Source organism: Isoptericola sp. AK164 (genome assembly GCF_029643425.1).
Taxonomy (GTDB): Bacteria; Actinomycetota; Actinomycetes; order Actinomycetales; family Cellulomonadaceae; genus Isoptericola; species Isoptericola haloaureus.
On the sequence record NZ_CP119106.1, the window covers coordinates 1,697,138 to 1,714,082 of the forward strand.

The 16,945-nt window shown below is 73.8% G+C and carries 15 protein-coding genes and 1 riboswitch; of the genes, 12 read left to right on the forward strand and 3 right to left on the reverse strand.

Annotated elements, in window-relative coordinates; genetic code table 11:
• Positions 1-20 precede the first annotated feature (20 nt).
• The 3 genes from zwf to tkt all read right to left on the reverse strand — a co-directional run bounded on the left by zwf (position 21) and on the right by tkt (position 4,937).
• On the reverse strand, positions 21-1,562 hold the full coding sequence (gene zwf, locus PO879_RS07760) for a glucose-6-phosphate dehydrogenase (RefSeq protein ID WP_278237331.1): 1,542 nt from the start codon (positions 1,560-1,562) through the stop codon (positions 21-23).
• A gap of 50 nt (positions 1,563-1,612) precedes the next feature.
• The gene (tal, locus tag PO879_RS07765; protein ID WP_278237332.1) at positions 1,613-2,734 is read right to left on the reverse strand and encodes a transaldolase; all 1,122 of its coding nucleotides are present in this window, start codon (positions 2,732-2,734) and stop codon (positions 1,613-1,615) included.
• Between the two features lie 91 nt (positions 2,735-2,825).
• The gene (tkt, locus tag PO879_RS07770) at positions 2,826-4,937 is read right to left on the reverse strand and encodes a transketolase (RefSeq protein ID WP_278237333.1); all 2,112 of its coding nucleotides are present in this window, start codon (positions 4,935-4,937) and stop codon (positions 2,826-2,828) included.
• Between the two features lie 412 nt (positions 4,938-5,349).
• Here tkt and PO879_RS07775 point away from each other — a divergent pair, with 412 nt between their 5' ends.
• The 12 genes from PO879_RS07775 (at position 5,350) to ribH (ending at position 16,833) form a co-directional block, all read left to right on the forward strand.
• Entirely contained in the window at positions 5,350-6,264 is a 915-nt protein-coding gene (locus tag PO879_RS07775; protein WP_278237487.1) for a heme o synthase, read from the forward strand.
• A gap of 24 nt (positions 6,265-6,288) precedes the next feature.
• On the forward strand, positions 6,289-7,245 hold the full coding sequence (gene xerD, locus PO879_RS07780; RefSeq protein ID WP_278237334.1) for a site-specific tyrosine recombinase XerD: 957 nt from the start codon (positions 6,289-6,291) through the stop codon (positions 7,243-7,245).
• 89 nt (positions 7,246-7,334) lie between these two features.
• Positions 7,335-8,246, forward strand: coding sequence for an AAA family ATPase (locus PO879_RS07785; RefSeq protein ID WP_278237335.1), 912 nt, complete (start codon positions 7,335-7,337; stop codon positions 8,244-8,246).
• Positions 8,230-9,111, forward strand: a complete 882-nt coding sequence (locus PO879_RS07790; RefSeq protein WP_278237336.1) for a ScpA family protein — start codon at positions 8,230-8,232, stop codon at positions 9,109-9,111. The genes PO879_RS07785 and PO879_RS07790 overlap by 17 nt, the downstream gene beginning before the upstream one ends.
• On the forward strand, positions 9,108-9,764 hold the full coding sequence (gene scpB, locus PO879_RS07795) for an SMC-Scp complex subunit ScpB (protein ID WP_278237337.1): 657 nt from the start codon (positions 9,108-9,110) through the stop codon (positions 9,762-9,764). The genes PO879_RS07790 and scpB overlap by 4 nt, the downstream gene beginning before the upstream one ends.
• Before the next feature lie 38 nt (positions 9,765-9,802).
• A complete protein-coding gene (locus PO879_RS07800) occupies positions 9,803-10,612 on the forward strand; it encodes a pseudouridine synthase (RefSeq protein WP_278237338.1) in 810 nt (269 codons plus the stop codon).
• Between the two features lie 52 nt (positions 10,613-10,664).
• Positions 10,665-11,363 (forward strand): (d)CMP kinase, encoded by a 699-nt coding sequence (gene cmk, locus PO879_RS07805; RefSeq protein WP_278237339.1) that lies wholly within the window; start codon positions 10,665-10,667, stop codon positions 11,361-11,363.
• A complete protein-coding gene (gene der / locus PO879_RS07810; RefSeq protein ID WP_278237340.1) occupies positions 11,360-12,898 on the forward strand; it encodes a ribosome biogenesis GTPase Der in 1,539 nt (512 codons plus the stop codon). Before cmk ends, der begins: the two co-directional genes overlap by 4 nt.
• 102 nt (positions 12,899-13,000) lie before the next feature.
• A riboswitch (FMN riboswitch) is annotated at positions 13,001-13,131 on the forward strand.
• Between the two features lie 129 nt (positions 13,132-13,260).
• Complete coding sequence (gene ribD, locus PO879_RS07815; RefSeq protein WP_278237341.1) at positions 13,261-14,373, forward strand: bifunctional diaminohydroxyphosphoribosylaminopyrimidine deaminase/5-amino-6-(5-phosphoribosylamino)uracil reductase RibD; 1,113 nt, start codon at positions 13,261-13,263, stop codon at positions 14,371-14,373.
• Positions 14,373-15,011 carry a riboflavin synthase gene (locus PO879_RS07820; protein ID WP_278237342.1) on the forward strand — a complete coding sequence of 213 codons (639 nt, stop codon included), beginning with the start codon at positions 14,373-14,375 and terminating at the stop codon, positions 15,009-15,011. The genes ribD and PO879_RS07820 overlap by 1 nt, the downstream gene beginning before the upstream one ends.
• Positions 15,008-16,342 (forward strand): bifunctional 3,4-dihydroxy-2-butanone-4-phosphate synthase/GTP cyclohydrolase II, encoded by a 1,335-nt coding sequence (locus PO879_RS07825; RefSeq protein ID WP_278237343.1) that lies wholly within the window; start codon positions 15,008-15,010, stop codon positions 16,340-16,342. Before PO879_RS07820 ends, PO879_RS07825 begins: the two co-directional genes overlap by 4 nt.
• Positions 16,339-16,833, forward strand: a complete 495-nt coding sequence (gene ribH, locus PO879_RS07830) for a 6,7-dimethyl-8-ribityllumazine synthase (RefSeq protein WP_278237344.1) — start codon at positions 16,339-16,341, stop codon at positions 16,831-16,833. The genes PO879_RS07825 and ribH overlap by 4 nt, the downstream gene beginning before the upstream one ends.
• The last annotated feature ends 112 nt before the right edge of the window (positions 16,834-16,945 follow it).

Here is a 16,945-nt window from a genome sequence, read left to right on the forward strand (position 1 = left end):
TCCTTGGTGCGGCCGGCGGGTCAGGGTCGACGCCAGGTGCGGCCGTCGCGGGCCATCATGGCGTCGGCCGACTGCGGTCCCCAGGACCCGGCCGGGTAGGTGTCCGGCTTGCCCTTGCCGGCCCAGTGCGCGATCACCGGGTCGAGGATCTTCCAGGAGAGCTCGACCTCCTCGCGGGTCGGGAACAGCGGCGGGTCGCCCAGCAGCACGTCGAGGATGAGGCGTTCGTAGGCCTCGGGGGAGGACTCCGTGAAGGAGTGCCCGTACCCGAAGTCCATCGTGACGTCGCGGACCTCCATGGCCGTGCCGGGCACCTTGGCGCCGAAGCGGAGCGTCACGCCCTCGTCGGGCTGGACGCGGATGACCAGCGCGTTGGAGCCCAGGTCGGAGGTCAGGGAGGACTCGAAGGGCAGGTGCGGAGCCTTCTTGAACACCACGGCCACCTCGGTGACGCGGCGCCCGAGGCGCTTGCCGGTGCGCAGGTAGAACGGCACGCCGGCCCAGCGCCGGTTGTCGATGTCCATCCGGACGGCGGCGTAGGTCTCGGTCGTGGACTCGGGGTTGAACCCCTCCTCCTCGAGGAACCCGGGGACCTTCTCCCCGCCCTGCCAGGCCGAGGCGTACTGCCCGCGGGCGGTGTGCCGGGACAGGTCCCGCGGCAGCCGGACGGAGGACAGGGCCTTGATCTTCTCGGCGCGCAGCGCGTCGGCGTCGAAGTTCACCGGCTCCTCCATGGCCACGAGGGCCAGGAGCTGCAGCAGGTGGTTCTGGATGACGTCCCGCGCCGCACCGACGCCGTCGTAGTAGCCGGCCCGGCCGCCGATGCCGATGTCCTCGGCCATCGTGATCTGCACGTGGTCGACGTAGTTGGAGTTCCACAGCGGCTCGAAGAGCTGGTTGGCGAACCGCAGGGCCAGGATGTTCTGGACCGTCTCCTTGCCGAGGTAGTGGTCGATCCGGAACACCGACTCCGGCTCGAAGACCTGGGACACGACGGCGTCCAGCTCCTGGGCCGAGGTCAGGTCGTGGCCGAACGGCTTCTCGATGACCACCCGGCGCCACGCGTCCTCGGCGGACTCCGACAGCCCGGAGCGGGACAGCTGCTCGCACACGAGCGGGAAGGCGCTGGGCGGCACCGACAGGTAGAACGCGTGGTTGCCGCCGGTGCCGCGCTCGGCGTCGAGGGTCTCGACGGTGCGGCGCAGCTCCTCGAACGCGTCCGGGTCGTCGAAGCTGCCCTGGACGAAGCGGATGCCCTCGGCGAGCTGCTTCCAGGTCGCCTCTCGGAACGGCGTGCGGGCGTGCTCCTTGACGGCGTCGTGCACCACCTGGGCGAAGTCCTCGTCCTCCCAGTCGCGCCGGGCGAAGCCCGTGAGCGCGAACCCGGGCGGCAGCAGGCCGCGGTTGGCCAGGTCGTACACGGCCGGCATGAGCTTCTTGCGCGACAGGTCGCCGGTGACCCCGAAGATCACCAGGCCGCACGGGCCGGCGATCCGGGGGAGTCTCAGGTCGAGCGGATCGCGCAGCGGATTCTGCTCAGCGGTGATCTTGGCGGGTCTCACGGTGTCCCGTCTCTCTCGTGGGCGGTGGTGCGGTGCGGGGGCGCGGCAGGTCAGGCGCCCGCGGCGTCGAGCCCGGTCTTGGTGGTGGTGAGCAGCTCGTCCCAGCTCTTCTCGAACTTGCTCACGCCCTCGGCCTCGAGCTGCGCGGTCACCTCGGCCATCGAGATCCCCTGGGCCTCGATGGCGGCGATCGTGGCCGCGGCGCTGTCGGCGGTGCCGGTCACGGTGTCGGCGGGGATCTCGCCGTGGTCGGCGACCGCGTCGAGCGTGGCCTGCGGCATCGTGTTCACGACCCCGGGGGCGACGAGCTCGGTGACGTAGAGCGTGTCGGGGTAGTCGGGGTTCTTCACGCCGGTCGAGGCCCACAGCGGACGCTGCGGGTGCGCCCCGGCCTCGCGCAGCGCGGCCCAGCGTCCCGTCGCGTCGGCCTCGAAGACGTCCTGGTAGGCGGCGTAGGCGAGGCGAGCGTTGGCGATCGCGGCGGTGCCCTGCAGCGCGGACGCCTCGTCGGTGCCGACCTCGGCCAGCGCGGGGTCGACGGCGGCGTCGACGCGCGAGACGAAGAACGACGCGACCGACCCGATCACGGACAGGTCGTGACCGTTGGCACGGGCCTGCTCGAGACCGGCGAGGAACGCCTCCATGACGGCGCGGTAGCGCTCGATGGAGAAGATGAGCGTGACGTTGACGCTGATCCCGGCGGCGAGGGTCTCGGTGATCGCCGGCAGACCCTCGACGGTGGCGGGGATCTTGATCATGACGTTGGGGCGGTCCACGGTGCTCCACAGCCGCCGGGCGGTGGCGACCGTCGCCTCGGTGTCGCGGGCCAGCCGCGGGTCGACCTCGATCGAGACCCGGCCGTCGACGGTGTCCGTGCGGTCGTGGACGCCACGCAGCACGTCGGCCGCGGCGCGCACGTCGTCGGTGGTGATGCGCTCGACGGCGGCCTCGACGTCGGTGCCGGCGAGGTCGGCCAGCGCGGAGTCGTAGGCGTCGCCGCCGGCCAGGGCGCCGGCGAAGATCGTGGGGTTGGTGGTCACGCCGACCACGTCGTGGGAGTCCACCAGACCGGCGAGGTTGCCGGTGTCGAGCCGCTCCCGGGAGAGGTCGTCGAGCCAGATGGACACACCGGCGGCTGACAGCTGTGCGGTGGGGCGGTTCGTCTCGGTCACGTCGGTCTCCTACCTCGTCGGTGCGCGTTCGCAGGTCTCATCGTGGACGACGGCGGGGGCCGGCGCGCGCCGACCCCCGCCGTCGTGGACGTCACTCGCCGCGGACGGTGGCGAGCGACTCGCGGGCCGCCGTGGCCACGGCGTCGGCGGTGATGCCGAACTCGCGGTACAGCGTCTTGTAGTCGGCCGAGGCGCCGTAGTGCTCGAGCGAGACCGAGCGGCCGGCGTCGCCGACGACGTCGCGCCAGCTCAGCGCGATGCCGGCCTCGACCGACACGCGGGCCTTGACCCCGGCGGGCAGCACCGACTCGCGGTACTCGGCGTCCTGGCGGTCGAACCACTCGCGGCTGGGCATGGACACCACGCGGGCGGCGATGCCGTCGGCCGCGAGCTGCTCGCGCGCCTCGACGGCGAGCTGCACCTCGGAACCGGTGCCGACCAGGATGACGTCCGGGGTGCCCTCCGTGTCGAGCAGGGTGTAGGCGCCCCGCAGGGTGCCCTCGGCCGGCGCGAAGCCGTCCTCGCCGCGGGGGTAGGTGGGCACCCCCTGGCGGGTCAGCACCAGGCCGGCGGGGTTCGAGGTGTTCTCGATGATGCCGCGCCAGGCCCATGCGGTCTCGTTGGCGTCCGCCGGACGGACGACGTCGAGACCGGGGATCGCGCGCAGCGCGGCGAGGTGCTCGACCGGCTGGTGGGTCGGGCCGTCCTCGCCCAGACCGATGGAGTCGTGGGTCCACACGAAGGTGGTGGGGATCTCCATGAGCGCGGCCAGGCGCACCGAGGCACGCATGTAGTCCGAGAACTGCAGGAAGGTGCCGCCGTAGGGGCGGGTGAGGCCGTGCAGCACGATGCCGTTGAGGATCGAGCCCATCGCGTGCTCGCGGATGCCGAAGTGCAGCGTGCGGCCCTGCGGGTTGCCCGGGAACTTCTTCGTGGCGTGCTCGAACGGGATGAAGGACGGCTCGCCGTCCATCGTGGTGTTGTTCGACCCGGCGAGGTCGGCCGAGCCGCCCCACAGCTCGGGCAGCACGTCGGCCAGCGCCGAGAGCACCTTGCCCGAGGCGGCGCGGGTGGCGACGCCCTTCTCGGAGGCCTCGAAGACGGGCAGCGACTCGGTCCAGCCGGCGGGCAGCTCGCGCGCGCCGAGCCGCTCGAGCAGCGCGGCGCCGTCCGGGTTGGCGGTCTTCCACGCCTCGAAGGCGGTGTCCCAGGCGTCGCGCTCGGAGCCGTGGCGCTCGGCGACCGACCGCGTGTGCTTGAGGACGTCGTCGTCGATGGTGAACGTGGCCTCGGGGTCGAGACCCAGGGTCGTCTTGAGCCCGGCGACCTCGTCGGCGCCGAGCGCCGAGCCGTGGATGCCGCCGGTGTTCTGCTTGGTCGGCGACGGCCAGCCGATGATCGTGCGCAGCGCGATGATCGACGGCTTGCCCGTCTCGTTCTTCGCGGCGTCCAGCGCGGTGGCGAGCGCGTCGGTGTCCTCGGCGTAGCCCGTGCCGCCGTTGGTCCAGTCGACCCGCTGGGTGTGCCAGCCGTAGGCCTCGTACCGGGCCAGGACGTCCTCGGTGAAGGCGATCTCGGTGTCGTCCTCGATCGAGATCTTGTTGTCGTCCCAGATCACGACGAGGTTGCCGAGCTGCTGAGTGCCGGCCAGCGACGAGGCCTCGGAGGTCACGCCCTCCTGCAGGTCGCCGTCGGAGGCGATGACGTACACGTGGTGGTCGAACGGCGAGGTGCCGGCCGCGGCGTCGGGGTCGAGCAGCGCCCGCTCGCGGCGCGAGGCGTAGGCCATGCCGACGGCGGAGGCCAGCCCCTGGCCGAGGGGGCCGGTGGTGATCTCGACTCCGGGCGTGTGGCCGTACTCCGGGTGGCCCGGCGTCTGGGAGTTGAAGGTGCGCAGCGCGGCCAGGTCGTCCATCTCCATGCCGTAGCCGGCCAGGAAGAGCTGCAGGTACAGCGTCAGGGACGAGTGCCCGGCCGAGAGCACGAACCGGTCGCGACCGACCCAGGTCGGGTCGGAGGGGTCGTGCCGCATCGTCTTCTGGAAGAGCAGGTAGGCGGCCGGGGCGAGGGAGATCGCCGTGCCCGGGTGACCGCTGCCGCACTTCTCCACGGCGTCGGCGGCGAGCGCCTTGATGGACTTGACCGCCCGCTCGTCCAGGTCGTTCCACTCGAGCGGTGCCGGTGCGGGATCGAACGCGTTCACGAATGCCTCTTTCCTGCCCGAGGCGCTGCCCCGGGTTGCTCTGCTGCTGTACCGGTGCCGGGCGCGGCGGTCCCGCTCTCTCGGGGGAGGCGAGGTCCTGGCGCCGTGCGCAGCGGTCGATCCGGTGCGCACGACGGCACCGATGCCCTGCGTTGTGCTCCTCCACACTAGCGGGCGGTGCCGCGGGCCGCGCTCACCGTCTCAGAATGTCCCACCATGTGAGCGTCACGCACGGGCCTCGCCCCGCGGGCGGAGGAATCTCACAGGTGACGGCGGGCACGGCGGGCGCACCGGACGCCCCGGCGGCGCGTAGCATGGGACCCGCCCGGACCACCTTCGCGAACGGAACCCTGCGCGCGTGAGCACCATCAGCCGACCGACGGACTCCTCGTCGACCCCGACACGCGCTGCCGTGCACGGGTCGGCCGCGCGGCGCTCGACCGGCTGGCGCGACCGCGTGGGCGCGTACGTGGCCCTGACCAAGCCCCGCATCATCGAGCTGCTGCTCGTGACCACGGTGCCCACGATGATCCTCGCCGAGGGCGGCCTGCCCGACCTCTGGCTCGTCGTGGCCACGCTGATCGGCGGGGCGCTCGCGGCGGGCTCGGCCAACGCCTTCAACTGCTACCTCGACCGCGACATCGACGAGATGATGAACCGCACCAAGCGGCGTCCGCTCGTCACGGGGGAGATCCGGCCCCGCAACGCGCTCGTCTTCGCCACGGCGCTCGGCGTGGTGGCGCTGGTGTGGTTCGCCTGGCTGGTCAACGTCCCGGCCGCGTGGCTGACGTTCGGGGCGATCGCGATCTACGTCGTGGGCTACACGATGATCCTCAAGCGCCGGACCCCGCAGAACATCGTGTGGGGCGGCATCGCCGGCTGCATGCCGGTCTTCATCGGCTGGGCGGCCGTGACCGAGAGCCTGAGCTGGGCGGCGCTCGCCCTGTTCGGCGTCATCTTCTTCTGGACGCCCCCGCACTACTGGCCGCTGTCGGTGAAGTTCAAGAAGGACTACGCCACCGCCGGCGTGCCGATGCTGCCCGTGGTCGCCACGGACCGCCGCGTGGCCGCCGAGATGCTGGGCCACACGATCGCGATGATCGCGTGCTCCCTGGCGCTCGTCCCGCTGGCCGGGATGACCTGGGTCTACACGGCGGTGGCGGCCGGCCTGGGCGGCTGGTTCCTGTGGCTGACGGTCTCCATGCTGCGCAAGGCGCAGGGTCGCGCCCGCAAGGGCCCCGGCGCGATGAAGGTCTTCCACGCCTCCATCACCTACCTCACCCTGCTGTTCGTCGCCGTCGCCGTGGACGTCTTCCTGCCCTTCTGACGTCCGAGGCGGCATGATGGCCGGATGACCGTCGCCCCCGCCGACCTGCCCGACGCGCTGGACTCGGCGCTGCGCGACTACCTCGCCCACCTCCGGGTCGAGCGGGGGCTGTCAGGCAACACCGTGCAGGCCTACCGCCGGGACCTGACCCGCTACGCCGCCTTCCTCGACGGTCTCGGCCGGTCGGGCCTGGCACAGGTCACCGAGCCCGACGTCGAGGCGTACCTGGACGCGGTGCGCGAGGGGGACGACGGCGGCCGGGCGCTCTCGCCCGCCTCGACGGCCCGTGCCCTGGCGGCCCTGCGGGGCTGGCACCGGTTCGCCCAGGCCGAGGGCGACGCCCCCGACGACCCCACGGTCGAGGTCACCGCACCCACCCAGACCCGCCGGCTGCCGCACGCCCTGAGCGTCGACGCCGTGGCCCGCCTCCTCGCCGCGGCGTCCGCCGTCGAGGGCGCGCCCGGCCTGCGCGACCGCGCTCTGCTCGAGCTGCTCTACTCCACCGGGGGCCGCATCAGCGAGGTGGTCGGGCTCGACGTCGACGACGTCGGCACCGAGGCCGTCGTGCGGTTGTTCGGCAAGGGCGGCAAGGAGCGAGTGGTCCCCGTCGGGTCCTACGCACGTGACGCGGTGGACGCCTACCTCGTCCGGGCCCGGCCGGTCCTGGCCACGGCCGGGAGCGCCCACGGGCGCAGCACCCCGGCGCTGTTCCTCAACTCCCGTGGCGACCGGCTCTCGCGCCAGAGCGCCTGGGCCGTGCTGCAGCGCGCGGCGGACCGCGCCGGGCTGGCCGAGCACGTCTCGCCGCACACGCTGCGCCACTCCTTCGCCACCCACCTGCTGGCCGGGGGAGCGGACGTGCGGGTCGTCCAGGAGCTGCTGGGCCACGCCTCGGTCACCACGACGCAGATCTACACGATGGTCACCCCGGAGGCGCTGCGGGAGGTCTACGCCGCCGCGCACCCCCGGGCCCTGTCCTGACGCGGCGGCGCGCCGAGGCGACGACCGGTCGCGACGGGTGGCGCGGTGTAGCGTGACAGCGTGACCGAGGCACCCGGGGGAGTGACACGATGACGCAGCCGGCGACCGCCGAGAACACCTTGCCCGGGGTCCCGGGCGCGGAGGCGAACCAGGACGGCCCGGCCACGGACGTGGTGGGACGGCCGCTGCCCGAGTTCCCCCCGCCCGCACCGCGTTCCTCCCACGGACCCGCGCGCATCGTGGCGATGTGCAACCAGAAGGGCGGGGTGGGCAAGACCACGACGACCATCAACCTCGGGGCGACCCTCGCCGAGTACGGCCGCAAGGTGCTGCTGGTCGACTTCGACCCGCAGGGCGCGGCCTCCGTCGGCGTCGGCGTGAGCCCGCACGACCTCGAGCTGAGCGTCTACAACCTCGTCATGGAGCGTGACGTCACCCTCGACGACGTGGTGCGCCCCACCGCGATCGCGGGGCTCGACGTCGTCCCGGCGAACATCGACCTCTCGGCCGCCGAGGTGCAGCTCGTGGGCGAGGTCGCCCGCGAGTCCGTGCTGTCGCGCGCTTTGCGCCCGGCGCTGGACACCTACGACGTCGTGCTCATCGACTGCCAGCCGTCGCTCGGCCTGCTCACCGTCAACGCGCTGACCGCCGCGGACGGCGTCCTCATCCCGCTGGAGTGCGAGTTCTTCGCCCTGCGCGGCGTCGCCCTGCTCGTGGAGACCATCGACAAGGTGCGCGACCGGCTCAACCCCGACCTGGCCGTGGACGGCATCCTGGCGACCATGTACGACTCGCGCACCCTGCACTCGCGCGAGGTGGTCCAACGCGTCCACGAGGCCTTCGGCGACACGCTGCTGCACACCGTCATCGGCCGGACCGTCAAGTTCCCCGACGCCTCGGTCGCGGCCGAGCCGATCACCTCCCACGCCCCGTCGCACGCGGGTGCGGCGGCCTACCGGCAGCTGGCGCGTGAGCTCGTCGCCCGTGGCAGCGCCACCTGAGCGGGCCCCGGCGGAGGCTGCGGCGGGGCGGGCCCGCGCCGGGGCGTTCGAGGTCCACCTCGACAACTTCGACGGACCGTTCGACCTGCTGCTGTCGCTGATCAACGCCCGGGAGCTGGACCTGACCGAGGTGGCCCTGGCAGAGGTGACCGACGACTTCGTCGCACACCTGCGCGCCGCCGAGTCCGCCGCGCTCGAGGCCGCCGACCGCGGCGAGGAGCACCCCTCGTGGGACCTGGGCGCGGCGAGCGAGTTCCTCGTCGTGGCCGCCACGCTGCTCGACCTCAAGGCGGCGCGGCTGCTGCCCGGCACGGCCGAGGAGGACGCCGACGACCTCGAGCTCCTCGAGGCGCGCGACCTGCTGTTCGCGCGACTGCTGCAGTACCGCGCCTACAAGGAGATCTCGGCGGTGTTCGCCGACCGGCTCGCCGACGCCGGACGGCGGGTGCCGCGGTCGGTGCCGCTGGAGGAGCACCTGACCGCGATGCTCCCCGAGCTCGTGTGGACCCTGGACGGCGAGCGCCTGGCCGAGCTGGCCGCCCGCGCGCTGGAGCCGAAGCCGCCGCCCGTGGTGGGGCTGAGCCACCTGCACGGCGCCGCCGTGAGCGTGCGCGAGGAGGCGCTGATCGTGGCCGACCAACTGCGCCGCGAGCACGCCGCGACCTTCCGCGCCCTGACCGCCGGTGCGGAGCGGCTCGTGGTCGTCGCGCGGTTCCTGGCGCTGCTGGAGCTGTTCCGCAGCGGGCAGGTCGCCTTCGACCAGGCGGCGGCCCTCGGCGAGCTGACCGTGCGCTGGACGGGCGGGACCGACGACGACGTGGGCGACGTCGAGGAGTTCGACGGCGCCCAGGAGGGAGCCGCATGACCGAGTCGACGCAGAGCGTCCCGGCGCCGCAGGACGTCGCCGGACCGGCGTCGGGGGACAGCCCCGACCAGGTCGACGTCGACGACCTGCCCGGCGGCCTGCCCGCCGCGCTGGAGGCGATCCTCATGGTCGCCGAGTCCCCCGTCCCGGCCGAACGGTTCGCCGCGGCCGTGGCACGCCCCACCGCCGAGGTGCACGCGGCGCTGACCGACCTGGCGCAGGAGTACCAGGGGGCCGACGGCGCCCGGCCGCGCGGGTTCGAGCTGCGGCGCGGCGCCGAGGGGTGGCGCTTCTACTCCCACCGGGACCTGACCGACGTGGTGGCCCGCTTCGTGCTGGAGGGCCAGTCGTCCCGCCTCAGCCAGGCCGCCCTGGAGACCCTCGCGGTCGTCGCCTACCGCCAGCCCGTCACCCGCGGGCAGGTCTCGGCCGTGCGCGGGGTCAACGTCGACGGGGTCGTGCGCACCCTGCTGGCCCGCAACCTGGTGGCCGAGGTCGGCCAGGACCCGTCCACGGGCGCGGTGCTGTTCGGCACCACCGGGGAGTTCCTGGACCGGATGGGCTGGTCGTCGCTGGACGAGCTGCCGCCGCTGGCCCCGCACCTGCCCGGCGTGGAGGCGCTCGGCGGGCTGGAGGACCTCGGCGTCGACTGAGGTCGGCGTCGCGCCGCGGTCCTGCGACAATGGGGTCCATGCCCACCTCACGCCGCGGCGGGAGCCGCCGCTCCTCGCGCCGCCAGGCCCCCGCGTCCCCGACCGTCGACGTCCACGTCCCCGACGGCGTGCGCCTGCAGAAGGTGCTCGCCCAGGCCGGGCTCGGCTCGCGGCGCGCCTGCGAGGCGCTGATCGCCGACGGCCGGGTGGAGGTCGACGGCCAGGTCGTGGTCGAGCTCGGCGTGCGGGTCGACCCGGCCACCGCCGTCGTCCACGTCGACGGGCTGCGCGTCCAGCTCGACGACTCGAAGATCACCGTCGCGGTGAACAAGCCGCTCGGGATGCTCTCGGCGATGAGCGATCCCGAGGGTCGTCCCACGATCGCCGAGCTGGTGCAGGACCGCCCGGAGCGCCTGTTCCACGTCGGACGCCTGGACGCCGACTCCGAGGGCCTGCTGCTGCTGACCAACGACGGCGAGCTCGGCAACCGGCTGTCGCACCCGCGCTACGAGATCCCGAAGACCTACCTGGTGACGGTCGAGGGCGGCGAGTTCTACCCGCGCCACGCCAAGGAGCTGCTGGCCGGCGTCGAGCTCGACGACGGCCCCGCCCGCATGGACAAGGTCCACGTCGTCGACGCCGTGCCCGGCCGGACGATGATCGAGGTGGTCCTGCACGAGGGCCGCAACCGCATCGTGCGGCGGATGTTCGACGCGATCGGCTTCCCGGTCACGCGACTGGTGCGCACCCGCGTCGGGCCCGTCACCCTCGGCGACCTGAAGGTCGGCCGCACCCGCGTGCTCGGCCGCACCGAGCTCGGCACGCTGATGCGCGCCGTGGACCTCTGAGTCCGTCGGCCCCCCACGTCCCCTCCCGTCCCCGACAGAGAGCGAAGAACCTGTGGTCACCATTGCCGTCGACGGCCCGTCCGGGTCCGGCAAGTCCAGCGTCTCGAAGGCCGTCGCCGGCCGTCTCGGCCTGGCCTACCTCGACACCGGTGCGATGTACCGGGCCGCCACGCTGTGGTGCGTGCGCACCGACGTCGCCCTGGACGACGCCGACGCGGTCGCGCGGTCCGTGCGGGAGATGCCCCTGGAGATGGGCGTCGACCCCGCCGCGCCCGGCGTGGTGCTCGACGGCGACGACGTCGCCGCGGCGATCCGCACCACCGAAGTCTCCTCGGCGGTGTCGCAGGTCGCGACCAACCTCGAGGTCCGCGCCGAGATGAAGCGCCGCCAGCGCGCCGTCATCGACACCGAGAACACCGACGGGTTCTCCGGCGGCCGTGGCATCGTCGCCGAGGGCCGCGACATCACCACGGTCGTCGCCCCCGACGCCGACGCCCGCGTCCTGCTGACCGCCAGCGAGGAGGCGCGCCTGCGCCGCCGGTCGCTGGAGGTGCACGGTGCGGCGGACGCCGCCGCCGTGGACGCCACCCGCGACCAGGTGCTGCGCCGGGACCGGGACGACTCGACCGTCAGCCAGTTCCTCACCGCGGCGGACGGCGTGGTGACCGTCGACTCCAGCGAGCTGGATCTGGACCAGACCGTCGCGGCGGTCCTCTCCGTCGTCGATCGCCTGGGACAATGGCAGGCATGACCACACCCGCCGACGGTCCCGAGCCCCTGCCCGCCGACCCTGTCGACACCGCCGAGGTCCCGGCCGAGGACCTCGGTCCCGTCGTCACCGAGTTCGCCGACGACGAGGCCCGCGAGCGCGCACTGCGCGCCGGCCTCGAGGAGTTCGAGCTCGACGAGACCGACCGCGAGCTGCTCGACACCGGTTGGGAGGACCTCGACGCCGCCCCGGCCGAGGCCCCGCTGCCGGTGCTCGCGGTCGTCGGCCGGCCCAACGTCGGCAAGTCGACCCTCGTCAACCGCATCCTCGGACGGCGCGAGGCCGTCGTCGAGGACACCCCCGGCGTCACCCGCGACCGGGTGACCTACGCGGCCGAGTGGTCGGGCACCGACTTCACGCTCGTCGACACCGGCGGCTGGGAGGTCGACGTCGCGGGCATGGAGTCCAAGGTCGCCGAGCAGGCCGAGGTCGCGATCGACCTCGCCGACGCCGTCGTGTTCGTCGTGGACGCCCAGGTGGGTGCCACGGCCACCGACGAGCGCGTCGTCGAGCTGCTGCGCCGCTCGGGCAAGCCGGTGATCCTGTGCGCCAACAAGGTCGACGGCCCCTCCGGCGAGGCGGACGCCGCCGCGCTGTGGGCGCTGGGCCTGGGCGAGCCGATGCCCGTCTCTGCGCTGCACGGGCGCGGCCTGGGCGACATGCTCGACGCCGTGCTCGAGGTGCTGCCGGACGAGTCGGCGCGCGGCGAGCTGCGGCCCGAGGGCCCGCGTCGCGTCGCGCTCGTGGGACGTCCCAACGTCGGCAAGTCCTCCCTGCTGAACAAGCTGGCGGGCGCCGAGCGCGTCGTGGTCGACTCCACGGCGGGGACGACCCGCGACCCGGTCGACGAGCTCGTGGAGATCAAGGGGATCCCGTACTGGTTCGTCGACACCGCCGGCATCCGCCGCCGGGTGCACCAGACCCGGGGCGCGGACTTCTACGCCTCGCTGCGCACGCAGGCCGCCATCGAGAAGGCCGAGATCGCCGTCGTGCTCGTCGACTCCTCGACACCGCTGACCGAGCAGGACCTGCGGGTCATCTCCCAGACCGTCGACGCCGGCCGGGCCCTCGTCATCGCCTACAACAAGTGGGACCTGATGGACGACGACCGCCGGCACTTCCTCGAGCGCGAGATCGACAAGGAGCTCGTCCAGGTCACCTGGGCGCCCCGGATCAACGTCTCGGCACGCACCGGCTGGCACACCGACCGGCTGGTCCGGGCGCTGGAGACGTCGCTGGCCTCCTGGGACACGCGCATCCCCACCGGGCGCCTGAACGGGTTCCTCGGCGAGCTGGTCTCCGCCCACCCGCACCCGGTGCGCGGCGGCAAGCAGCCGCGCATCCTGTTCGCCACGCAGGCCTCGACGCGCCCGCCGCGCTTCGTCATCTTCGCCACGGGGTTCATCGAGGCCGGCTACCGCCGGTTCATCGAGCGCCGGCTGCGCGAGGAATTCGGGTTCGAGGGCTCGCCGATCCGGATCAGCGTCCGGGTGCGCGAGAAGCGCCGCCGGCGCTGAACAGCACTGATCGGCACCCGTCGGCACTGAGCGCCGGTGTGACCCACGCCCCACCGGCGTGCCGGTCGGGTGCGGTAGTCTCGCAGGTGAACGAGCAACAGCTCGCGTGCTCTGGGGTCGGTGAAACTCCGAACCGGCGGTAACAGTCCGCGACCCGGTCACAGCCAGTGACCGGTTGACCAGGTGGAACTCCTGGACCGACGGTCAAAGTCCGGATGGGAAGACGCACGCGACGGCACCCGTTCGCTCGCCGAGGGCGTGGACGTCCACGCCCCGCCGGGGCGTTCCGACCCCCCGTGCACCTCGGCGGGTGACGACGCCGCCGAGCCCCGGAGTCCGCGACCGGACGACAGGGGCAGGACATGACCACCGCCACGGCGGGTCCCACGGTGACACCGGCCGAGCAGGCCGCGCTGGAACGCGCGCTGACCCTCGCCGCGACACCGGGACTCGACCTCGGGCCCAACCCGCGCGTCGGGTGCGTGCTGCTCGACGCCGACGGCGCCACCCTGGCCGAGGGATTCCACCGGGGCGCCGGCACGCCGCACGCCGAGGCGGTGGCGTTGACCAACGCCCGGCACGCCCACGGCCCGGCTGCGCTGCGCGGCGCCACCGCTGTCGTCACCCTCGAACCCTGCGCGCACACCGGCCGCACCGGCCCGTGCACCGACGCGCTGCGCGACGCCGGCGTGTCGCGCGTCGTGTTCGCCCAGCCCGACCCCAACCCCCAGGCCGCCGGGGGAGCAGAGGCCCTGCGCGCGGCCGGGGTCACCGTCGTCGGAGAGGTCCGGGCCGACGCGGCGCGGGCACTGAACCACGCCTGGTCCGCGGCGGTCTCGCTCGGGCGGCCGTTCGTCACGTGGAAGGTCGCCACGACGCTGGACGGCCGCACCGCCGCCGCCGACGGCACCTCGCGCTGGATCACCTCGGCCGCCGCCCGCCGCGACGTGCACCGCCTGCGCGCCGAGGCCGACACCGTCCTGGTGGGCACCGGCACCCTGCTGGACGACGACCCGTCGCTCACGGTCCGGGAGGCACCCGGGCCGCAACCGCTGCGGGCGGTCATGGGCCTGCGCGAGATCCCCGCGACCGCCCGGCTGGCCGGCCCAGGCCCGGACGGTGCCGCCGCCCGCCACCTGCGCACCCGCGACCCTCGCGCGGCGCTCACCCGGCTCTGGGACCTCGACCGCCGTCACGTGCTGCTCGAGGGCGGCGCCACGCTGGCGGCGGCCTTCCTGCGCGCCGGGCTCGTCGACGAGATCGTCGCCTACGTGGCCCCGACCCTGCTCGGCGCCGGCACCGCCGCCGTCGGAGACCTCGGCATCACGACCATCACCGACGCCGCACGGTTCGACCTCGTCGACGCCAGCGTCGTCGAACCGGCGCCCGACGACCTCGCTACCCCCGACGGCCCCGCCTCCGGCCTGGCCGCCACGAACCTGCGGCTCACCCTGCGGCCGCGGAAGGAGTCCTGATGTTCACCGGCATCGTGTCCGAGCTCGGCACCGTGGTGGCCCTGACCAGGACCGCGGACGCCGCACGCCTCACCGTGCGCTCGCCGGGCGTGCTCGACGGCGTCCGCACCGGCGACTCGATCGCGGTCGACGGGTGCTGCCTGACGGTCTCCGACCACGACGACAGCACCTGGACGGCCGACCTCATGGCCGAGACCCTCGAGATGACCACGCTCGGGCACCGGCGTGCCGGCGACCGGGTCGACGTGGAGCCGGCGCTCGCGGTCGGCGACCGGCTCGGCGGGCACATCGTGCAGGGCCATGTCGACGGCGTCGGCACCGTCCTGGCGCGCACGCCCGGCGAGCGGTGGGAGGTCGTGGAGATCTCCCTGCCGGCCGACCTGGTGCGGTACGTCGTGGCCAAGGGCTCGATCGCGGTCGACGGCGTGTCCCTGACCGTCGTGGAGGCCGGTGCGGACCGGTTCACGGTCAGCCTGATCCCCGAGACGCTCGCGCGCACCACCCTGGGATCTCGTGCCGTGGGCGAGCAGGTCAACCTCGAGACGGACGTGCTCGCCCGGCACGTCGAACGGCTGCTGGACGGGCGCCTGGCCGGGCCGGCCGTGCCGCCGGCCGAGATCGCGGAGGTGCTCCGATGAGCGTCGTCGACCCGGACGTGCGCGAGCGCGTCGATCGTGCCGTGGCAGCGGTGGGTGCCGGACAGGCGGTCGTCGTCGTCGACGACGAGAGCCGGGAGAACGAGGGCGACCTGATCTTCGCCGCGGAGGCCGCTACGCCGGAGCTCATGGGCTTCACGGTGCGGCACACCAGCGGGCTGATCTGCGTCGCCGCCGACGGCGCGACCCTGGACCGGCTGCGCCTGCCGCTGATGGTCACCGAGAACCGGGACGCCTTCCGGACCGCGTACACGATCACGGTGGACGCCGCCGAGGGCGTCACGACCGGGATCTCCGGCGCGGACCGGGCGCGCACCGCCCGGGTCCTGGCCGACCCGGGGGCGACGCCCGCCGACCTGACCCGGCCCGGGCACGTGCTGCCGCTGCGGGCCCGCGACGGGGGCGTCCTGGAACGCACGGGGCACACCGAGGCCGCCGTCGACCTCGCCCGGCTGGCCGGGCGCGGCAGCGCGGGCGTGCTGGCCGAGGTCACCCACGACGACGGCACCATGATGCGCCGGCCGGCCCTGAGGGAGTTCGCCGCCGAGCACGGACTGGCGCTGGTCAGCGTGGCCGACCTCGTCGCCTACCGCCGCGCCACGGAGTCGACCGTGGACCGGCTCGCCGTGACCCGGCTGCCCACCCGGCACGGGGAGTTCACGGCGGTGGGCTACCGCGACCGCGTCACGGGCGACGAGCACGTGGCCCTGGTGGCCGGAGCACTCGCCGACCTCGACGGGGCCGGGCCCGTGCTGACCCGCGTGCACTCGGAGTGCCTGACCGGGGACGCCTTCGGCTCCCTGCGCTGCGACTGCGGCCCGCAGCTGGACTCCGCGCTGCGTGCGGTGCAGGAGGCCGGCCGGGGCGTCGTCGTCTACCTGCGGGGCCACGAGGGCCGGGGCATCGGTCTGGTCGCCAAGCTGACGGCGTACAGCCTGCAGGACGGCGGTCACGACACGATCGACGCGAACCTGGCCCAGGGGCTGCCCGTGGACTCGCGGGAGTACACGGCGGCCGCGCACGTGCTGCGCGACCTGGACGTCGAGTCCGTCCGGCTGCTGACGAACAACCCGGCCAAGGTCGACGGCCTGCGGGCCGGGGGAGTCGCGGTGGCCGAGCGGGTGCCGCTGGCCATCCACCCGGCCCCCGACAACGTGGCCTACCTGCGCACCAAGCGCGACCGGATGGGACACGACCTGCCGAACCTTGAACCTGAGGTCGAACCTCGACCCGGGATCGACCCTCACCCTCGACTCGAACCTCAAGGAGAACCGATGACCGGCACGACGACGGCGCACGAGGTCCTGCGATGAGCGGGGCGGGGGCGCCCGCCACGCACGCCGTGGACAGCTCGGACCTGCGGGTGGCGGTGATCGCCGCCTCCTGGCACGACACCGTCATGGACGGGTTGCTCGACGGCGCCCGCCGCGCGTGCGCCGACCACGCGGTCGCGCCGGACGTGCTGCGCGTGCCCGGGTCCTTCGAGCTGCCGGTGGCGGCCCAGGCCTGCGCCGCGGCCGGCTACGACGCCGTCGTGGCGCTCGGCGTCGTCATCCGGGGCGGCACCCCGCACTTCGACTACGTGTGCGCCGCGGCCACCGACGGGCTGAACAGGGTCGCGCTGGACCACACGGTGCCGGTCGGGTTCGGTCTGCTCACGTGCGACGACGAGGCGCAGGCCCTCGACCGTGCCGGGCTCGAGGGCTCGCACGAGGACAAGGGCTACGAGGCCGCGGCGGCAGCGCTCGCGACGGCGCACGTGGTGCGCGGCGTGCGGACGGCCGCGTCGGTGCCCGCCCGCTGACCCCCGCGGTGACCCCGGACACACCAGCCCCGCGGAGTGGACGAGCGGTGCCCGGTCTGGGGTAGTATTTCGGTCGGCCCTGCGGGGCCGCACCGGCCGTCCTTCCGCGCAT